We start from the raw sequence: 18,323 nt of genomic DNA on the forward strand, positions 1-18,323 counted from the left end.
GCGCAGGCAGTGTCAGGCCGATGAGCCGTTTCCCTCGCCTCTCGTTGGCGGACGAATTCATGGCCCGGCACACCCGCGGTCCTCTGATCTGGTGCGTGACTTTTCTGTTCGGCGGCAGTCCGCCTGCCGTGGACGATCTGCGGAGCCGTGTGGCGGCGAGATGGGGTCATCTCAGGCGGCTGCGCCGGGTGTCGGAGCCGTCTCCCGGCACGGTTGGTGCCGGTCGGCGCCGGTGGACGGAGCATGCCCGTTGCGCGGTCGAGCAGCATGTTGTCCAGGATGCGGCCGAGTGCGCGATCGAGTCGTGGGCGTCCGCCCATCCGGTGCGCCCGCTGTCCCGGAACGGCCTTTGTGGGAGCCGCGGTTGATGCCGTGTCCGGAGGCGGGCGGGTGCGCGCCGCTGCTGCGGATGCGTCACGCCCAGGGTGCCTGGCGGTCGGCGGTCACGTGGATGCGTCTGCTCCTGGCCGCTCCGGGGGACGCGGTCCCCGGGCCTCGTCGGCACCCGGATCGCAGTGATCCGCGTCGCGTCGCCGAGAGCTACCCGCCGGCCGGGGCCGGCCGTCCCACTGCCTCAAGGGCGTTGTGCTGCCCCGGACCTGGCCTGGGGGCCGGTTGACGCGGGCACGTTCCGGGCGGCGCGCCGGGCCCTGCCCCACACCGCCGCGACCACCACCGAGACGCTGATGGCGGCGGCCGGAGCGCTTCGTGAGTGCTTCGGCGATCCGGCCGGGTGGAAGCGCTCACCGGCGGCAAGGCCCAGTGGGCGGCTGCCCGGTTCCGCCGGCGCTCCTTCTCCGGCCGAGGACGATGTGCCCTGGTCGGCGGCGCCGTCGGACTCGGACACCCCCCGGCCGCCCACGGCATGACCCTCGCGCTCCTCGACGGCGAATGCCTCGCCCGTCGGGGCGGTGACAACTCCTCCTGCGCCGCCGAACGAGCAGCCCGCTCCTGGTCGGCCGAACGTCTCGGCGCCGCACTCCACCGCGCCCTGACCGGGACCGACCCCACCTCCCTGCTGCTGCGTCGGGCGGCCTTCGGTTTGTGGCGGGATGGCGTCCGTCAACGGAGCCTCATGCTCGGGCTGTTGGGCATGCGGGACGACCGCCGCAGCGCGTTGTGCCATGTCCTCGCGCACGTGACGACTCGCGCGCTGGTCGAGCTCACCCGCGCCGACCCCGACCTCCGCGGCGCCGCCGAGCCGTCGGGCAGGCCGGCCGAACCGGCCGACTGCTGCTCTGGCTGATCGGCCCCGCCGTCGGCACCCGCCGTCCGCCCCGCAGGAGGAGGCTGCCGGCACTTGCCGTCATGGGGCCATGACAGGCGGCACCCGCTGACCACTTATGCGCCCACAGCGCGGCGGGAGCAACCCTCCTGACGTGGTGTCTGGTGCTGGTCGCGGGGCCGGTGGGGCCTTCGGGGCCGGGCCGCGACGGCCTGGCCACCTGTGCGTTCCCTTGCTGTGCGCCGGCCGGCGGACCTACGTACCGCAGGTGCCACGTGAACCAGTCGGACGCGAGTGCGAACCTGTGGTTTTCACCCGAGATCCGTCAGGGCGGCAGCGTGCGCCGTCCCCGGGGAAGCGCGGGCTGGACGAGGACGACCCGGGAGGCGGAACCGGCCGCCTGCTGAGCGCCGCCGGGGCGCGGGCGGCTCGAAAACGGCGCATACCCCCGCGCATCTTGGCGCCAACGTGCCTCCATGCAGAAGAACATGGCGAGAAAGGGACGATTGTTCGGGTAAGGGGTCCGTAGGCTGGAACTTCCAGCGAGTGGGCCGCGTTCCGCGGAAGGCGGCCCAAGGGCGCGAGCATCACGGGGGAACGGTGATCCGGATCCTGCTGGCCGAAGACATGCACATGGTCCGGGGGGCGCTGGTCGCGCTGCTCCGTCTCGAGGCGGACTTCGAGGTGGTCGCCGAGGTGGCGGACGGGCGGGGCATCATCCCCGCGGTGCTGACCCTGCGCCCGGACGTCGCGATCCTCGACATCCATCTGCCGGGCTCCAACGGACTCGACGCCGCCCGTCGGGTGAACGAGCTGGCGCCCGAGTGCAAGGTCGTCATCCTCACCGCCCTGGAGGAGCGGGGCACCGTGCGCAAGGCGCTCGACGCCCAGGTCAGGGGCTTCCTGCCCAAGGACGCGCCGCCAGCGGAACTGGCCGCCGCCATCAGGGCGGTCGTGTCGGGCAGGCGCGTGATCGACTCCCGGATACCGCCCGCCGCGTGGGAGAACGACGACGGGCCCCTCGCCTCGCCGGCCTGCGGCAACCCGCTGACGGCGCGCGAGACCGACGCCCTGCAGCTCGCCGCCGACGGCAATTCCGCCCAGGAGATCGCGCGTGTCATGCACTTGTCGACCGGCACTGTGCGGAACTACCTGACGTCCACCGTCACCAAGCTCACTGCACGGAATCGGCTGGACGCCGTCCGGATCGCGAAGGAGCGGGGCTGGATCCGTTGACCTCCCGGACCGGACGCACCGGGCACTCCGCACGGACGAGGAACCGGCCCCGGCCCTGCGGGCCCGCCCGGAAGACGCCCCCCGCCTCCTCCAGCCTGCGGGCCAGGTTGCACAGCCCGCCGTCCCGGCGGCGGGCCATGCGCCGCCGGGCGTCCCCCGGCGCGCCGTCGTTCCACAGGGTCAGCACCAGCCTGTCTCCCGACGGCACGACCGTGATGCGGCACTCGCGCGCCGAACTGTGCCGCAGGATGTTCGTCACCCCTTCCCGGACCACGGTGGCCAGCACGGTCCCGGTCTCCTCCTGCTGGGTCGGCCGGGCGTCGTCGATCCGTACGGCGATGTCGGCCGCCACCAACACCCGGGCGGCGGAGCTGAGTTCGGCGGTGAGTGAGAGCCTTCGGTAGCCGTGGGCGACGCACCGCACGTCGGCGAGGGCCTGCCGTGAGATGTCGACCATCTCCCGCAGCTCGACCCGGGCGCGCGCGGCCTCCTCGTCGGCCCCGTCGCGGATCAGGCGGTCCGTCAGCTCTCCCTTGAGAGTGATGGCGGAGAGGCTGTAACCCAGCAGGTCGTGCAGGTCACGGGCGACCCGCAGCCGCTCCTCCTGCACCGCGAGCCGGGCGATCTCGTCCCTGGCCCGGCGGAGCTCCACGCTCCATGTGGCCAGCAGGGTCATGCCGTACACCATCAGACCGTTCACCGTGCAGGAGAGCACCCCGATGCCGATGCCGAGTGGGTGCTGGCCGACCATCCAGGCGTAGACCCCGGTGAAGCCGGCCGTGCCGCAGAACACGGCGACCGAGTAGGGCGGGTCGAGGGTGATCAGCATGGAGCCCGCCAGGAAACCCGGCATCCCGCCCCAGGCGAGGCCCAGGACGGGCAGCAGTCCGTAGGTGAGCGCGGCCTGGGCCAGGAGCACCGCCCACCGCGCGGCGCGCGCCTGGGTGGCCCGGCCGGCGCAGTGCACGCCCTGGAGCGAGAGCATCAGGACGAAGCCGACGAGGAACAGCGCCACATGGGAGGCCGGAGGATGGGCTTGCAGGAGGTTCAGGAAGCCGAGAGCGGCCACCGCGGACATGACGGAGAGGATGATGCACGTAGCGAACCAGTACGGCGGCTCACTCCTGGTCATAACCACCATGCGACCTGCCCGTCCGAGCGAAGTTCCAGGGGTCTTTCCGGTAATGGGGGCCATTCCCCCGGCGGCGAACCGACTGTAGCCCAGCGGCCGTTGGATGGAGCCACCCCTCGGAACGATTTCGACGCCATGGAATTGTGAATTCCTCACACGCGCGTGGTGCTTTCACCACCCACCCGGTGACGGTCTCACTGTCCCGCGGCCGGTGCGTGGTGGGAGCCTCGGGCCAGGACCTGATTCCACCGATCGGAAGGCGTACATGGACATCGAAGTGCTGGGGGAGCTGGCGATGTACGAGAACGGGGTATCCATTGTGCCCAGTGCCGGGAAGCCACGGCAGGTTCTCGCCCTGCTCTCCTTGTGGTCGGGACGCGTCGTCCCCGTGACGACGCTGATGGAAGAGCTGTGGGGCGACGAGATCCCCCGCAGCGCCGCCACCACGCTGCAGACGTACATACTTCAACTGCGCCGGCGCATAGGAGCCGCCCTGCGGCAGTCGTCGGCCGGTGACCGCTCGCCGAAGGACGTCCTCGCGACGGCCTTCGGCGGGTACCGCATGACGGTCACGCCGGGAAGCTGCGACTGGACCCAGTTCCAGCAGTGGGCGGCACCGGGCCACAGGGCCCTCATGGCCGGGGACGCCCGTGCCGCATCCGCGCATCTGACGCGGGCTCTCGCCCTGTGGCGGGGTCCCGCCCTCGTCGACGTCCCGGCCGGGCGGGTGCTGGGTCTTGAGGTCCTCTATATGGAGGAGACCCGCATGCAGGCGCTGGAGGAACGCATCGAGGCCGACCTGCGGCTGGGCTATCACGCCGTGCTGCTGGGCGAGTTGCGCACCCTGGTCGCGCGGTATCCGCTGCACGAGAACTTCTGCGCCCAGCTGATGACGGCGCTGTGCCGCTCGGGCAGCCCCTGGCGGGCGTTGCAGGAGTTCCGGGAACTGCGCGAGCGCCTCCGTCACGAGCTGGGCGTCGAGCCCTCGTCCCGGCTCCAGCGGCTCCACTGCGCGGTGCTGTCGGGCGCTCCCGAGCTCGACGGGGAGGGGGCGTACGCGCAGGGGCGGCCCGCCTGAGGCCGGTGCTCCAGGGCGTCAGTCGAGGTGGTCGTGGGAGATGCTCCGGGACCGGGTGAGCACGCGCTCCCCGTCCACCTCGAGGACGTCGCGCACCACACAGCTGGGGGCGATCTCCGGCTCCCGCCGCCCCGGCCGGACGGTGACCACCAGCGCGTACACCGTGGAGCGGATGCTGCCGTCCGGCTGGGGGGTCAGGGCGATGTGGTCGAACCAGTGCCGCCGCCGGACCGGCTCGCCCGCGAACCGCTCGTGGAACGCGACCAGTTCGGCGACGATCGCCGCCCGGCCCCGGGCCGGCGCGACGGCGGGGGAGTGCTGGAAGCTGCCGTCCTCCGTGAAGGTCAGCGCGTACTCCTCGAACCGGCCCGCGTCCAGGGCCTGCATCTGATGCGCGTAGAAGTGCTGGATCCGCGAGTGGACCTCGGTGTCGACGGCGGTTGCGCTCATCGGTGCTCCTCGAAAAGTGGCGTACGGGGCCGCCGCCCAGGCTGGTGGCGCGGCCTCGAAGTCCCCTCGAAGGAACGGACCTCCGGGCTCCACCCGGCTTCCACTTGGGCTCTAGGCGGCCTGCCGACGCTCGCGTCGTCCGGACCGTGCCCACTGACGAGAAGCCCACCGACGACAAGACGGGACCGACAGCGCATGAGCGAGACGGAAAGGCCCGTGGCCCTGGTGACCGGAGCGACGAGCGGCATCGGCAAGGAGATCGCCCGCCGGCTGGCCCGGCGGGGCGCCCGCGTCCACATCTGTGCCCGTGGCAAGGGCGAAATCGACAAAGTGACAGGCGAGTTGCGCGAGGCGGGGAGCGAGGCCGACGGCGCCGTGTGCGACGTCTCGCGGCCCGAGCAGGTCAAGGAGTACGTGCGGACGGCGGTCGACTGCTTCGGCCCCGTCGGCATCCTGGTCAACAACGCGGGCCGCAGCGGCGGCGGCGCGACGGCGGAGATCACCGACGAGCTCTGGTTCGACGTGATCGGCACCAACCTGAACAGCGTCTTCCTGATGACCCGGGAGGTGCTCACCACCGGCGGCATGCTGGCGGCCGGGCGCGGACGCATCGTCAACATCGCCTCCACCGGCGGCAAGCAGGGCGTGGTGCACGCCGCGCCGTACTCCGCCTCCAAGCACGGCGTGGTCGGCTTCACCAAGGCGCTCGGCCTGGAGCTGGCCAGGACCGGCATCACCGTCAACGCGGTCTGTCCCGGGTTCGTCGAGACTCCCATGGCGCGGCGCGTCAGGGAGCACTACGCCGATATCTGGGGCGTCAGCGAGCGGGAGGCGTACGACCGCATCACGCACAGGGTGCCGCTGGGCCGTTATGTCGAGCCCCGGGAGGTCGCCGCGATGGTCGAATACCTCGTCGGGGACGACGCCGCGGCGGTGACCGCGCAGGCCCTGAACGTCTGCGGTGGACTGGGGAACTACTGATGGCCGCCCCCGCGCGCGTCGCCCTGGTGACCGGCTCCTCCTCGGGGATCGGCCGGGCCGTCGCAGGCCGCCTCGCTGCCGAGGGGATGCGGATCGTCGTGAACTCCGCCCGTTCCGCCGAGGCCGGCGAGAAGGTCGCGAGCTCACTGCCGGACGCGGTCTATATCCGGGCCGATGTCTCCGACGAGGACGAGGCACGCCGCCTGGTGTCCTCCGCGGTCGGGCACTACGGCCGCCTCGACCTCCTGGTCAACAACGCGGGCGGCACCCGCGTCATCCCGCACGCCGACCTGGAGGCGGCCACGCCCCAGGTGTGGCGGGAGATCCTCGGGCTCAACGTGGTCGGCACCTGGCAGACGACCGTGGCGGCCATGCCCCATCTGACGCGGACGGGGAAGGGGGCGGTGGTGAACATCTCCTCCGTCGCCGGCAGCCGGCCCGCGGGCAGTTCCATCCCCTACGCGGTGAGCAAGGCGGCCATCGAGCACATGACCCGCCTGCTGGCCAACGCGGTGGGCCCCCGGGTCCGCGTCAACGCCGTCGCCCCCGGCCTGATCGAGACGGCCTGGACCCGCGACGACGAGTTCTTCGCGCCGATCGCCGAGAAGGTGCGCCAGGGCACGCCGCTGCGGCGGGTCGGTCTGCCCGAGGACGTGGCCGAGGCCGTGCTGGCCCTGTCCCGCGCCGCATACACGACCGGGCAGGTGCTGCTGGTCGACGGCGGTGCCCACCTGATCTGACGACCCGACCGGACGCAGGAGACGCAGGAGGGGCCATGCGGCTCGGTGCCACCATCCCGTACCAAGGAACAGTACAACTCGCACGCGCGGCAGAGGAGTCGGGGTACGACGTGCTGCTGGCGCCGGAAGGCTACCGGTCCGACGCCGTCAGTGTCCTGGGGCTCCTCGCCGGGGCCACCCGCCGCATCGGCCTCGCCTCGGGCGTCATGCAGATCCCGGCGCGCCCGCCCGGCGCGACGGCGCTCACCGCCGCCACCCTGGACGCCCTGAGCGGCGGCCGGTTCCGGCTGGGCCTCGGGGTGTCCGACCCCGCCGTCTCGCAGGGGTGGTACGGCGTGCCGTTCGACCGGCCCCTGGCCCGTACCCGGGAGTACGTCGGCATCGTGCGGCGCGCGCTGGCCGGCGGGCCGGTGACCCACGACGGCGAGCACTACCGGCTGCCGGACCCCGCGGGCAGCGGGGCCGCGCCGCTGCACCTGCGCACGGAGCGGCCCGGCCGGCGGATCCCCGTCTATCTGGCGGCCGTCGGTCCGCGTGCCCTGCGGCTGGCGGGCGAGATCGCGGACGGCTGGATCGGGGTGTTCACCCCGCCCGAGGCGGTCGCCCGGGCGGTCGCCGTGATCGGGGAGGGGCGGCGGTCGGCCGGTCTGGGCATGGCGGGCTACGACGTACTGCCGAGCCTGCCGGTCGCGGTCGCCGACGACGTGAGCGGCGCGGTGGACAGCCTCCGTGGTCAGTACGTGTATCTGCTGGGCATCGGCGATCCCGAGCGGAACGTGCACTGCGGGCTGGCGCGGCGGCTCGGCTACGGACCGGCCGTCGGCCTGCTCCGCGAGCGGCTCGCGGCCGGTGACCTCAAGGGGGCCGCGGCCGCGCTGCCCGAGGAGTTCATCGACCGCACCGCCCTGGCCGGACCCGTGCCCAGGCTGGCCGAGCGGATGACCGCCTATGCCGAGGCGGGCGTCACCACGCTGGGGGTGATGGCGTCGGCGGCCGCCGCGACGCCGGACGGACGTATCCGGATCCTGCGCGCGGCGGCCGAGGCGCTCGAACTGGCGGGTGTGGCGTCATGAGCGCGGTCCGACGGGCGTGACCGTCAGCAGCGGGGACCGGTCGGGGTGGCCCACGACCGTGCCCCGCCTGCCGTCCGAGTGCCGGGCCCAGCGGTAGCTCCACGCCGGGTCGTCGAACGACGACCCGGCGAGCCCCGTGCGCACGGCGGCGCCGCCGCCGTCGGCCCGCAGCGTCCACCGCAGCGCGGGGAGGGTGAACGGCGTGCCCGGGCCGAACGGTCCGGGCGCGCGCAGCACCACACCCGCTGCCGTCGGGTCGAGGCGGGCGTCCGCGCCGGACGCGTCGCCGCCCGTGAGCGCGTATTCCAGCACCCGCGCCCCGGCCGGCGCCGCGAAGCGGAGCGCGATATGGCTGATGCCGCTGCTGAGCCGGGGGCTGAAGGTGATCGGATCCGGCGCCAGGACGATGTCGAACTCCCTGCCCCGGGCCACCGACCGGGGTGCCGTGGCGGTGAAGCGGAGGGTGTACGGGATCGTGTGGTCGTCACCGTCCGGCTCGGTGTGGACCCGGCAGACCAGCGACAGCGCGAAGGCCGTCTCCACGTCAGCCCTCCCGGACGGCCGCGGCCAGTCCGCTGAGCCGGTCCCGGTCCGGGCCGGGGGCCGGCCTGCCGCGGCCGTACCGCTTGAGGAGTGCCCCCCGGGTCGGGGCGTCCCGTACGGTCCAGCCGTGGCCCGCCAGCCATCCGGCCGGGTCGTCGAGCGTGGACAGCCAGGAGGCCCCCAGCCCGTCGAGGGTGTCGGACGTGGCGGCGAGGCTGCCCCGCTTGGTCTCCGGATCCAGGTGGTCCAGTGCCAGCTCCGAGCCCGGGGCGGAGAGGTGTCCGACGCGGTCGGCCAGCAGGTCGTTGTCCGCCGCGGAGAGGTAGGGCAGCAGCCCCTCGGCCAGCCACGCCGTCGGCGCCGACGGGTCGAAGCCGGCGGCGCGCAGTGCCGGCGTCCAGTCCTCGCGCAGGTCGGCCGCGAGCACCGTGCGCCGGCAGGAGGCGACCGCGCCCTCCCGGGAGAGCACCTCCTCCTTGAAGGCCAGCAGCGCCGGAAGGTCGAGTTCGAAGAGGTGCGTCCCGGCCGGCCAGGGCAGCCGGAACGCGCGGGTGTCGAGCCCGGCGGCGAGGAGCACCACCTGGCGGCGGCCACGCTCCGCGCCGCGGAGCAGACAGTCGTCGAAGAAGCGGGTGCGTATCGCGACGTACCCGCTGAAGGTCCCCATGCCGGCCACGGCGCTCGCCCCGACCGCGTCCACGAAGGCGCGTGCGTACGGGTCCTTGAACAGGCCGTCCGCGCGGTCGCTCTCCATGGCCCGGCCGATGGCGATGCCGACGGCCGTCAGGCTGACGCCGGTGGGCAGGTCGCGTCCGGTGGTGCTCCCGTTCATCCCGGCTCCCCTTTCTCTCGTCTTCTCCCGCTCTCGCGCCGTACGCGCGGGCTGCGGCGGATGCTGGCGCGCCCGGCTGGAGGGGGCCTCGAAACTCCCTGGAAACCGGGGAACGCGCGGATGTTGCCCGGAACGCGGTGGCGGCCGGCCCTGCCCGGTGGCATCGTGGGCCCGGTGCGATACGACAACTCCCCCACGCCCAACGGAGGTTGACGACGTGACCAGCCCGCTCCGGGTCGGTGGCGACCTGCCCTACTTCGGGACCCGCCAGGAACTCCACGACTATGTCCAGGCGTTCGAGGAGCTGGGGTATCGGCACCTCGCCTTCGGCGAGCACGTGCTGCCCGCCCGGGCGCCGAACTGGCCGTCTTCCGTGCCTCCGTGCGACCCCTGGCACGAGGCGTTCACCCACGCCGCCTTCGTGGCGGCGCTCACCTCGCGCGTCGAGATCGCACCGTCGGTGCTGCTGCCGCTGCGTTCGGCGGGCATGGCGGCCAAGCAGGCCGCCGAGATCGACCTGTTCTCCGGCGGGAGGCTGCGGCTCTGCGTCAGCGTGGGCTGGAACCGTGAGGAGGTCCGCGCCCTGGGCGCGGACCCGGCGACCCGGGGCCGCCTGCTCGAGGAGCAGGTGAAGGTGATGCGGCTGCTGTGGACCGAGCCGTTCCTCACCTACCGGGGCGAGCTGATCGAGATCGAGGACGCGGCCGTCAACCCCCGCCCGGAGAAGCCGATCCCGGTGTGGATGGGGGGTGGCGACTTCGAGGGCGGCGGGGTGCCCCGGCCGGTCGTCCTCGACCGGATGGCCCGGATCGCCGACGGCTACCGGATGTTCGGCCCGCTGATGCGGAACCTCGACGCCGGGCTCGACGTGGTCCGGCGGCTGCGGGAGCTCGTGGAGAAGCACGGCCGGGATCCCGGGGACTTCGGCGTCGAGGCGCGCATCCCGCTGCAGCTGCTGCCCGAGGACGCCTGGGTGGAGCGGGTGGAGACCTGGCGGCGTGCCGGGGCCTCGCACCTCACGCTCTCCAACCGGCGCGGGGCGGGCGGGGCGGACGCGGAGATCGCCCGGCTCACCCGGTTCCGTGAGCTGACCCGGGGTCTGTGGTAGCCAACTGCCGCAGCAGCAGCCGGATCTGCTCGCTGTAGCGCTCCCGGAACTCGGGCGAATGGGGGTCGAGCCCGGACGCCTCCCGCGCGGTGTGCGGCATCACGATGGGGGCCATCACCATGCCCATGACCGCGAGCCGCAGGAAGCCCGTGTCCAGGTCGGGGGAGAACTCGCCGCGCTCCCCGGCCCGCCGCAGCCGGTCCAGGTCGGTGTCGATCGCCGACGCCTCCTCCGGTGTGTGCTGGTCGTCGCCCGCGAGCCCGCGCCAGATGGCCAGCCTGGCCGGCCGGGGGTCGGCCAGGCCGCGCTCGAGATACCGGACGGCGACCTCCTCCAGTGGTGTGTTCTCCTCGGTGAACAGCGCCTCCCGCTCCGCCCATTCGCGCTGCAGCTCGCGGTAGAGGCCGTCCTTGCCCCCGAAGTAGTAGCTGATCAGCTGCTTGTTGACACCCGCGCGGGTGGCGATGTCCTGCACCCGGGCGCCTGCCAGCCCATGCCGGGCGAACTCCTCCAGCGCCGCGTCGAGCAGCAGCGCGCGCGACCGCTCGGCGTCGCGCTGCCGCTCGTCGGCCCGGGGGGCCCGGCGCGGCCGGGACCGCGCCGCGGGGGCGTCCTCGGGGGCGGCTGTGGCGGGGGCCGAGATGCCGGCCTTCTTCGTCGTCATGAGGCCACTCTAATCAATCATCCGGGTAGTTGACAGAGTCATTCCGTGGGATGACCATGGGAGCATGGCTGCACAAGATGAGCAGACGCGTACGCCCGGGCTCACTCGCGAAGTACGTCAGGCCGTGCTCGTGGTCCTGCTCGGCGCGATCCTCGCTTTCCTCGACTCGACCGTCGTCAATGTGGCCCTGCGCCACCTCTCCCTCGACTTCGACACCTCGCTGGACACGGTCCAGTGGGTCGTCACCAGCTATCTGCTGGCCCTCGCCGCGGTGACCCCGATATCCGCCTGGGCCGCCAGGCGGTGGGGCTCCCGCACGCTCTACGCCGTGGCGCTCACCGTCTTCACCGTCGCCTCCGCGCTGTGCGGCCTGGCCGGTTCCGCCGAGCAGCTGATCGGCTTCCGGGTGCTCCAGGGCATCGGCGGCGGCCTGATGATGCCCGTCGGCCAGGCGATCCTCGTGCGGGCCGCAGGGCCCCAGGGGCTGGCCCGGGTGATGAGCGCGATCGGGGTGCCGATGGTGCTCACCCCGGTCTTCGGCCCGACCGTCGGCGGGCTGCTGCTCGACCACGCCGGCTGGGAGTGGATCTTCTGGATCAATGTGCCGATCGGCGTGCTGGCCCTCTATCTGACCCTGCGTCTCCTCCCGCGCGACCGCCGGGAGGAAGCGGGCCCGCTGGACGCGATCGGCCTCTTCCTCGTCTCCACGGGCGTGGTGGGGATCACCTACGGACTGGCCCAGGCGGGGCAGCGCGGCGATCTGCTCGACGCCCAGGTCGTGGTGCCCTTCCTCGCCGGTCTCGCCCTCACCGCCGTCTTCGTGCTGCGGTCCGTCCGGATCGAGCGTCCCCTGCTCGACCTCCGGCTCTACGGCAACCGCATGTTCGCCGCGTCCTCCTTCGCCACCTTCGCCATGGGCGCGGCCATCTTCGGCGGCATGGTCCTGATGCCGCTGTACTACCAGGTGGTCCGGCACGAGGACGCCGTGCACACCGGCCTGTTGCTGGCCCCCCAGGGGCTGGGCGCCGCGGTCGCGATGTGGCTCTCCGCGCGGCTCTTCGAGAAGATCGGCACGCTCACCGCCGTCATCGGCGGGGTCGTCTGCGTCGCCGCCACCGTGCCGTTCGTGCTGATCGGAGCCACCACCTCCTACTGGCTGCTGAGCCTGGCCATGGTCGTCCGGGGGTTCGGCATCGGCCTGGCCGGCATGCCCGCCATGACGGCGGCCTTCCGCGCCCTGCGGCCGGAGCAGGTCGGTGACGCCACCCCCCAGCTCAACATGCTCCAGCGGGTGGGCGGTTCCATAGGCACCGCGCTGTTCGTCGTGGTGCTCCAGCAGCACCTCGACGACGCCGCGGGCCGTCCGGGCGAGCAGGCGTCCGGCTTCGGCACCACGTTCATCTGGGTGCTGGCCGCCGCTCTGGTCGCGATCCTGCCGGCCGTGCTGATGACGGCGCTGGAGCGGCGTGCGGCGGCCTCCCAGGTGACGGGGGCCGCCGAGGCGGACACCCGTGGTGCGCCCACCGCCTGACGGGCCGGGGCCGCGGTCAGGCCATGGCCTCGATGAGGGCCTCGGTGCGGGGGCTGGTGGGCATCGCCTCCGGCCCCCGCACCGCCTTGATCGTCAGCCCGGCCTGCCGCAGCAGCTCGCGGAACTCCTCGATCGTCCGTTCCCGGCCGCCGAGCACGACCAGCATCTGGAGGTCGGAGAACTTCCCGGGGTGGAAGCCGTCGCCCGCGGGGATCACCTGGTCGACGACGAGGAGCCGGGAGCCCGGGCCCATCGCCTCCCGCACCCGGCCCAGGATGCGCAGTGCCTGCTCGTCGTCCCAGTCGTGCAGCACCCGCGAGAGCACATAGGTGCTGCCTCCCGGCGCCACCGCCTCGAAGAAGCTGCGCCCCACGATCTCCACCCGGTCGGCCACGCCCTGGCGGTGCAGGATCTCGGGGGCCCCGTCCACCACGGTGGGCAGGTCCTGGAGGACGCCCCGCAGCTCGGGGTTGGCCCGCAGCACGTGGGCGACGAGCGTTCCCACGCTGCCGCCAAGATCCACCAGGGTGGTGTCGGAGGAGAAGTCGCAGAGGTCGATGGCGGGCGGCACGGTGCCCCGGCCGACCATCGTCCGCATCACCTTGCGCATCTCGTCGTTGCGGTCGAGGAATTCCCAGGCGCCCATGTGGAAGATCTGGTCGAACGCAGGCTTCCCGGTCCGCACGCTGTAGAGGACGTCCGCCCAGGCGCGGAAGTTCTCCGAGCCGTTGAGCGTGATGAACTGGGCCAGGCCGCCGGTGCGGAAGGCGTCGCCGAGAGGGGCGAGGGAGAAGGCCCGGCCGGGGTGCTCGTGGAAGAGCCCCAGGGCCGCCGCCGCGCGGCAGAAGCGGTAGAGGGCGCCCGGGTGGCTGTCGGTGGCGGCCGCGAGTTCCTCGCTGCCCCGCGGACCGTCGGCCAGCAGGTCGGTCAGGCCCAGCCGGGCCACCACATAGAGGGTCTGATGTGTCCAGGGGGCACTGTTGAAGGCCAGCTGGAACAGCTGGTCGTTCGCGGAGGGGCCGTTGTCTTCGGGGGAGTTCACGACAATTCACCCACTTTCAGGAGGAGTGGCGGATGGTGGCGGCTCCACCGGCGCATGACCGGCCGCTCGACACCGCTGTGGAGCAGCCAGGCGAGCGTCAGCGCGCCGCCGAGCACCGGGAGGGAGAGCGCCGCGGCCGGCCAGCTGTCCAGGCTGTGGGCCGCGTCGATGCCCAGCCGGCGCGCGACCTCGTCGATCAGGAGCTGATGCACCATGTAGAGGGCGAACGACACTTCGCCCAGCCACACCATCACCGGCCGGCGCAGCGCGGAGGGGTGGCCGCCGGCGTCGGCCATGGCACCGGACGCGATCAGCAGGGCGAGCGGTGCCACGCACACCGCGACCGTCCCGTACTGCCCGGGTGTGTACAGCGCCGCCACGTACGCCCCGGCCACGAGAGCCCCGGCCGGCAGCAGCGGCACCCGGGGGAAGCGGCCGACGGCGACGAGCCGGGCCAGCACCATGCCCAGCAGGAACTCCAGGCACCGGGTGACGGGGAAGAAGTACACGAACCACAGCTGGACCTCGGAGTACGGCATGCGCGGCGAGAGGGCCGGTCCGCCCGGCAGCAGCAGCCGGGCCACCAGGGGCACGCACCACACCATCGCCACCAGGGCCCCGGCGCACCACCACAGCCGCCGCTCCGGCACCGCCCGCACGGCGCGCAGCAGCAGGGGGAAGGAGAGATAGAAGAACGCCTCGCAGCACAGCGACCAGCTCACCGTGTTGACGCCGTTCAGGACCGAGCCGATGGGCAGCCAGGTGTGCAGCAGCGCGAGGTTCGGCAGCAGTTGCCCGGTGGAGACGGTGCCGCCGTGCCAGACGATCAGGAGCACCGCGGCCGCCGCCGTGACGAGGTGGTTGGGGTAGACCTTGCAGGCCCGCCGGCGCCAGAACGCCCGGGCGGGCCGGTCCGCCCGGGCCGACCAGGTGAGCACGAAGCCGCTGAGGACGAAGAAGAAGGAGACCCCGGCCGACCCGGCCTTGCTCCAGAAGAACCCGGCTCCGGTGTCCGATGCCCAACTGCCCGGTACGAACTGATAGAAGGAGTGCGAGAAGAAGACCGCGGCCGCGGCCAGGAAGCGCATCCCGGTGAGCGAGGGAAGCGCGGGGAGGCGTTGCGGTGCCTCCGCGGGGGTCACCGCGGTTCCTGGGGTGTCCATCCGGACTGGCGCAGGAACGCGTCGAAGGTCAGCAGACCCGGATGGGCGGAGCGCAGCGCGGGGATGTCCGCCTTGTAGCCGACCTCGTTGAACCAGATGAACGTCTTGGCCATCCACTCGTTCTGCCGGGCGATCTCCTCGATGGGCACCGAGACGAAGCGCGCCGCGCGACCGGCGTGCCGGCCCATCGCCTCCGCGATCTGCGGCCCCGTCAACTCGTCCCCGGCGATCTCCAGTTCCGCGCCGATGAAGCGGTCCGGGTCGTCGAAGGCGTCGGCGGCGAACCAGCCGATGTCCCGGGAGGCGATGATCTGCAGCGTGGTGGTGGGCAGCAGGCCGCGGCTGAGCACCAGAGTGCCCTCGGTGTCCAGGACCGGTGGCAGGTCCAGGAAGTTCTCCATGTAGTAGACGGCGCGCAGGAACGTCGTCGGCAGCCCCGCCGACCGCACGGTCCGCTCGACCTTGAGCTTGGTCTCCCGCCATCCCACGCCGCCGGGGTTCTCCACGCCGCCGACCGAGCTGTGCACCAGATGGGCCACCCCGGCCTCCCGGGCGGCCTCGGCGACCAGGGCCGCGTGCCGCTCCTCGCCGTCCAGCCCGTTGCCGTGGGTGGGCGTGAAGACGCTGAACACGCCGTACGCACCCGTCATGGCCTTGCGTACGGAGGCCGGGTCGTCGAGCGAGCCCTGGACGAGCACCGCCCCTCGCGAGGCCAGCTCCTGAGCGCCCGGCTTGCCCGGATCGCGTACGAACGCATGGACCGCCCAGCCCCGTTCGAGCAGGTGGCGGGCGACCGTACCGCCCTGCCGGCCCGTGGCTCCCAGCACCAGGACCCAGCGTTCCGCACCGTTTCCGCCGACTGCCATCGCGTTCCTCCTCGTCGCTCGTTCCGGCCGCCCACGGTCAGAGGGCCCACTGGAATCCGGGTGGAGAGGGGGTCGAGCCGTCCGTCCACCGTGGGTCGAGCGGACTTCGAGCCCCGGCCGCGAGCCTCCGGACGCGACACCCGGCATGAGTGAGGGGCTGAGGAAGCGCCATGACGATGCATCAGATGACACGGGTCACGCTGTTCGACTGGCACGGCGCGGCCGGCTTCCACGCCACCGGACCGCGACCCGACTGGCAGATCAGGACCGGCGGCCCCCTGCCCCACGGTGACGCGTCCGCGCGCACCACCCCGGCGGGTCTGGTCGTCGAGCCGGCGGCCACGGACCCGGAGACCGGGACCCCGGCCTTCCGGCCCGGTGGTGACGACCACCTCAAGTGGTGCGCCCTGACCGCGCACACGGCCTCCTCCGGCCTGCCCGGCTACGACGCGCCCGCCACCGGTGAGCTGACCATCCGGGGCGAGCTGGCGGCGCGCGTCTTCAACGCGGCCCGTCACCCCTTCGGCGACGCGGTGGCCGACGCCGAGGGCGACCCCAGGCTCGGGGCCGGAGCGCTGCTGGCCATCGACCGGGAGACCGGCCTGGTCTTCGACTTCTTCGTCTCCAACCGGCGGATCCACGCCGTGTACGAGCGGATGCGGCCGCCCGGTGCGCGGTGCGGCGCGTTCACCTGCCTGGTGCCGGTCGCCGACCGGGCCCCCGACCTCACCCACCTTCTGGAGATCGGCCTCGACCGGTCCCGGGGCACGGCCTGCTGGCGGGTGGACGGCCGGGAGGTGCTCTCCGTCGGCGACCTGGGCACTCCGCTCCACGAGCATCTGGTGATCGACCACGGCGGCCCGGCCGAGAGAGTGATCCCTCGTCAGCTCGCTTGTGGAATCGGTTTGTTCACCTTGCTCGACGCGGCAGGCCCGGACGGCCGGAGGCTGTCCGGCGGTCACCACGCACCGCACCGGCTGTGGGGTCAGGGAGTACGCCTGACCGCCCGCCGGATCACCGTCACCACGGAGAAGGGGGAATCATGAGGACGGCGGAGAAGACCGTACGCGGCCTGGCCCGGCCGTTGCTGGCCGCCAGTTTCGTCACCGGCGGCTACGGCGTGCTGCGCGACCCCGGCCCGTTGCCCGCGCTGGCCGAGCGCCACGGGGTCCCGCTGCCGGAGGCCGCGACCCGCTGCGCGGCGGCCGGGATGGTCCTGGGCGGGGTGGCGCTCGGGGCCGGGTTCCGGCCGCCGCTCAGCGGCGGCCTGCTGGCGGTGTGCCTGATCCCCACGACCATGACCGTGCACGACTTCTGGCGGCAGCAGGACCCGGCTCGCCGGCACGCCCAGCGGCACGAGTTCTTCAAGAACCTCAGCCTGCTCGGCGCGCTCGCGCTCGCCGCCGTCGACGCCCTCACGGAAGGCAAGGAGGCACAGCGATGACGAGCACCGGAGCGGTCGAACGGGAGGGCGGTCAAGTCGGCGGCGGCCCGGCCGGGCTGGCGGAGCGGGCGGTGGACGTCGCCCGGATCGCCGCGGAGCACGCCCAGGCCATGGACCAGGACCGCAGGCCCCACCCCGCCGTCGTCCACGCTGTCGTGGACGCCGGCTTCGCCCGGCACTTCGTCCCGGCCCGCTGGGGCGGCGACGCCGGCACCTTCGCCGGTCTCGTCGACGCGGTCACCGCGACCGGCGCCGGCTGCGCGGCCGCCGCCTGGGTGGCCTCGCTCAGCGCGTTCGTCTCCCGGATGGCGGCCCACCTGCCCGAGGACGGCCAGCGGGAGGTGTGGGCGGACGGTCCGGACGCCCTGCTGGTGGGCGCGCTCATGCCGGTCGGCAGGGCCGAGCCGGTGCCCGGCGGCTGGCGGCTGTCCGGGAAGTGGTCGTTCATCAGCGCCGTCGACTTCGCCCAGTGGGCGCTGGTCTGCGCGACCACGCGGTCGGGTGACGGCACCGCGCCGCATGCGCGCTACTTCGCGGTACCGCGCTCCGCCTGCACCGTGCTGGACACCTGGTTCTCCGTCGGGATGCGCGGCACGGGCAGCAACACCCTCGTACTGGAAGAGGTGTTCGTGCCCGCCCGGATGTCGTTCGCCCGCGACCGCGCGATGGACGGCACCGGCTCGATGTCCCCCGCCCCCTGCCACCGGGTGCCGCTGAAAGCGGTCAACGGGCTGTCCTTCGTGGCCCCCGTACTGGGGGCGGCGCGCGGCATGCTGACCGAGTGGACCGACTGGGGAGCCACCAAGGCGGCCGGCGGGGGCGACGTCCTGAACGCCGCGCGCGACGCGGGCTTCCGGGACGTACTGGCCCGCACGGCGGGCGAGCTGGACGCCGCCGAGCTCCTCGTGCACCGGGTCGCCGTCACCGCGGACGAGGGCGCGGTCACCGGACTGCTGACCGCGCGTGGCGCCCGGGACTGCGCGCTCGCCTCGGAGCTGCTGCTGGCCGCCGTCAACCGCGTCTTCCGCGCGACCGGCACCTCGGGCCAGACGGCCGGCGGCCCGTTCGAACGCGCCTGGCGGGACGTCAACTCCGCCACCAGCCACCTGGTGCTGCGCATGGACCCGGCGGCCGCCGCGTACGCGGAGCAGGTGCTCGCGCACAGGTGACCGGGGGAGAAGAGGCCCGCCGGGCAGTGCGCCCGACGGGCCCGCC

Annotated in this window: 19 protein-coding genes; 11 read left to right on the top strand and 8 right to left on the bottom strand. The window is 73.1% G+C overall.

The features are described from left to right. The first annotated feature begins 712 nt into the window (after positions 1-712). Entirely contained in the window at positions 713-1,246 is a 534-nt protein-coding gene (locus tag ACH427_RS08715) for a hypothetical protein (RefSeq protein WP_398868698.1), read from the top strand. Positions 1,247-1,825: 579 nt separating this feature from the next. Next, on the top strand, positions 1,826-2,461 hold the full coding sequence (locus tag ACH427_RS08720; protein WP_398868699.1) for a DNA-binding response regulator: 636 nt from the start codon (positions 1,826-1,828) through the stop codon (positions 2,459-2,461). Here the strand turns inward: ACH427_RS08720 and ACH427_RS08725 are convergent. Continuing rightward, positions 2,400-3,593, bottom strand: a complete 1,194-nt coding sequence (locus tag ACH427_RS08725; RefSeq protein ID WP_398868700.1) for a histidine kinase — start codon at positions 3,591-3,593, stop codon at positions 2,400-2,402. The two genes, ACH427_RS08720 and ACH427_RS08725, sit on opposite strands and share 62 nt — an antisense overlap. 265 nt (positions 3,594-3,858) lie before the next feature. On the opposite strand from ACH427_RS08725, the gene ACH427_RS08730 reads away from it, so the two are divergent. After that, positions 3,859-4,671 carry a BTAD domain-containing putative transcriptional regulator gene (locus ACH427_RS08730; RefSeq protein WP_398868701.1) on the top strand — a complete coding sequence of 271 codons (813 nt, stop codon included), beginning with the start codon at positions 3,859-3,861 and terminating at the stop codon, positions 4,669-4,671. 18 nt (positions 4,672-4,689) lie between these two features. On the opposite strand, the gene ACH427_RS08735 is transcribed toward ACH427_RS08730, so the two are convergent. After that, a complete protein-coding gene (locus ACH427_RS08735) occupies positions 4,690-5,121 on the bottom strand; it encodes a nuclear transport factor 2 family protein (protein WP_398868702.1) in 432 nt (143 codons plus the stop codon). A 195-nt stretch (positions 5,122-5,316) separates the two neighbouring features. Here ACH427_RS08735 and fabG point away from each other — a divergent pair, with 195 nt between their 5' ends. Genes fabG through ACH427_RS08750 form a run of 3 tightly spaced genes read left to right on the top strand, consistent with a single transcriptional unit; the run spans position 5,317 to position 7,915 of the window. Next, complete coding sequence (gene fabG / locus ACH427_RS08740) at positions 5,317-6,102, top strand: 3-oxoacyl-ACP reductase FabG (RefSeq protein ID WP_398868703.1); 786 nt, start codon at positions 5,317-5,319, stop codon at positions 6,100-6,102. Further along, positions 6,102-6,842 (top strand): SDR family NAD(P)-dependent oxidoreductase, encoded by a 741-nt coding sequence (locus tag ACH427_RS08745; protein ID WP_398868704.1) that lies wholly within the window; start codon positions 6,102-6,104, stop codon positions 6,840-6,842. The genes fabG and ACH427_RS08745 overlap by 1 nt, the downstream gene beginning before the upstream one ends. Before the next feature lie 35 nt (positions 6,843-6,877). Further along, positions 6,878-7,915 carry an LLM class flavin-dependent oxidoreductase gene (locus ACH427_RS08750; RefSeq protein ID WP_398868706.1) on the top strand — a complete coding sequence of 346 codons (1,038 nt, stop codon included), beginning with the start codon at positions 6,878-6,880 and terminating at the stop codon, positions 7,913-7,915. On the opposite strand, the gene ACH427_RS08755 is transcribed toward ACH427_RS08750, so the two are convergent. Together ACH427_RS08755 and ACH427_RS08760 are read right to left on the bottom strand one after the other, a co-directional pair. Further along, entirely contained in the window at positions 7,910-8,458 is a 549-nt protein-coding gene (locus tag ACH427_RS08755) for a hypothetical protein (RefSeq protein ID WP_398868707.1), read from the bottom strand. The genes ACH427_RS08750 and ACH427_RS08755 overlap by 6 nt on opposite strands. Before the next feature lies 1 nt (position 8,459). Beyond that, positions 8,460-9,290, bottom strand: coding sequence for an SAM-dependent methyltransferase (locus tag ACH427_RS08760; protein WP_398868708.1), 831 nt, complete (start codon positions 9,288-9,290; stop codon positions 8,460-8,462). A gap of 217 nt (positions 9,291-9,507) precedes the next feature. On the opposite strand from ACH427_RS08760, the gene ACH427_RS08765 reads away from it, so the two are divergent. After that, entirely contained in the window at positions 9,508-10,398 is an 891-nt protein-coding gene (locus tag ACH427_RS08765; RefSeq protein WP_398868709.1) for a TIGR03619 family F420-dependent LLM class oxidoreductase, read from the top strand. Here ACH427_RS08765 and ACH427_RS08770 read toward each other — a convergent pair. After that, positions 10,361-11,062 (bottom strand): TetR family transcriptional regulator, encoded by a 702-nt coding sequence (locus ACH427_RS08770; RefSeq protein ID WP_398868710.1) that lies wholly within the window; start codon positions 11,060-11,062, stop codon positions 10,361-10,363. The two genes, ACH427_RS08765 and ACH427_RS08770, sit on opposite strands and share 38 nt — an antisense overlap. A gap of 64 nt (positions 11,063-11,126) precedes the next feature. Between ACH427_RS08770 and ACH427_RS08775 the strand changes: the two genes are divergently transcribed. Then, positions 11,127-12,593 (top strand): DHA2 family efflux MFS transporter permease subunit, encoded by a 1,467-nt coding sequence (locus ACH427_RS08775; protein WP_398868711.1) that lies wholly within the window; start codon positions 11,127-11,129, stop codon positions 12,591-12,593. Positions 12,594-12,609: 16 nt separating this feature from the next. Here the strand turns inward: ACH427_RS08775 and ACH427_RS08780 are convergent, their stop codons facing one another. Genes ACH427_RS08780 through ACH427_RS08790 form a run of 3 tightly spaced genes read right to left on the bottom strand, consistent with a single transcriptional unit; the run spans position 12,610 to position 15,664 of the window. Next, entirely contained in the window at positions 12,610-13,635 is a 1,026-nt protein-coding gene (locus ACH427_RS08780) for a methyltransferase (protein WP_398868712.1), read from the bottom strand. Beyond that, positions 13,632-14,777: an acyltransferase family protein gene (locus ACH427_RS08785; protein WP_398868713.1), complete on the bottom strand. Its 1,146-nt coding sequence runs from the start codon at positions 14,775-14,777 to the stop codon at positions 13,632-13,634. The genes ACH427_RS08780 and ACH427_RS08785 overlap by 4 nt, the downstream gene beginning before the upstream one ends. Continuing rightward, the gene (locus ACH427_RS08790; protein WP_398868714.1) at positions 14,774-15,664 is read right to left on the bottom strand and encodes an NmrA/HSCARG family protein; all 891 of its coding nucleotides are present in this window, start codon (positions 15,662-15,664) and stop codon (positions 14,774-14,776) included. Before ACH427_RS08790 ends, ACH427_RS08785 begins: the two co-directional genes overlap by 4 nt. A 170-nt stretch (positions 15,665-15,834) precedes the next feature. Here ACH427_RS08790 and ACH427_RS08795 point away from each other — a divergent pair, with 170 nt between their 5' ends. Genes ACH427_RS08795 through ACH427_RS08805 form a run of 3 tightly spaced genes read left to right on the top strand, consistent with a single transcriptional unit; the run spans position 15,835 to position 18,277 of the window. After that, entirely contained in the window at positions 15,835-16,710 is an 876-nt protein-coding gene (locus ACH427_RS08795) for a DUF6081 family protein (RefSeq protein ID WP_398868715.1), read from the top strand. Beyond that, positions 16,707-17,108 (top strand): DoxX family protein, encoded by a 402-nt coding sequence (locus ACH427_RS08800; RefSeq protein ID WP_398868716.1) that lies wholly within the window; start codon positions 16,707-16,709, stop codon positions 17,106-17,108. Before ACH427_RS08795 ends, ACH427_RS08800 begins: the two co-directional genes overlap by 4 nt. After that, positions 17,105-18,277: an acyl-CoA dehydrogenase family protein gene (locus tag ACH427_RS08805; protein ID WP_398868717.1), complete on the top strand. Its 1,173-nt coding sequence runs from the start codon at positions 17,105-17,107 to the stop codon at positions 18,275-18,277. The genes ACH427_RS08800 and ACH427_RS08805 overlap by 4 nt, the downstream gene beginning before the upstream one ends. Positions 18,278-18,323 lie beyond the last annotated feature (46 nt).

Source organism: Streptomyces sp. NPDC020379 (assembly GCF_044387105.1).
Classification (GTDB): Bacteria; Actinomycetota; Actinomycetes; order Streptomycetales; family Streptomycetaceae; genus Streptomyces.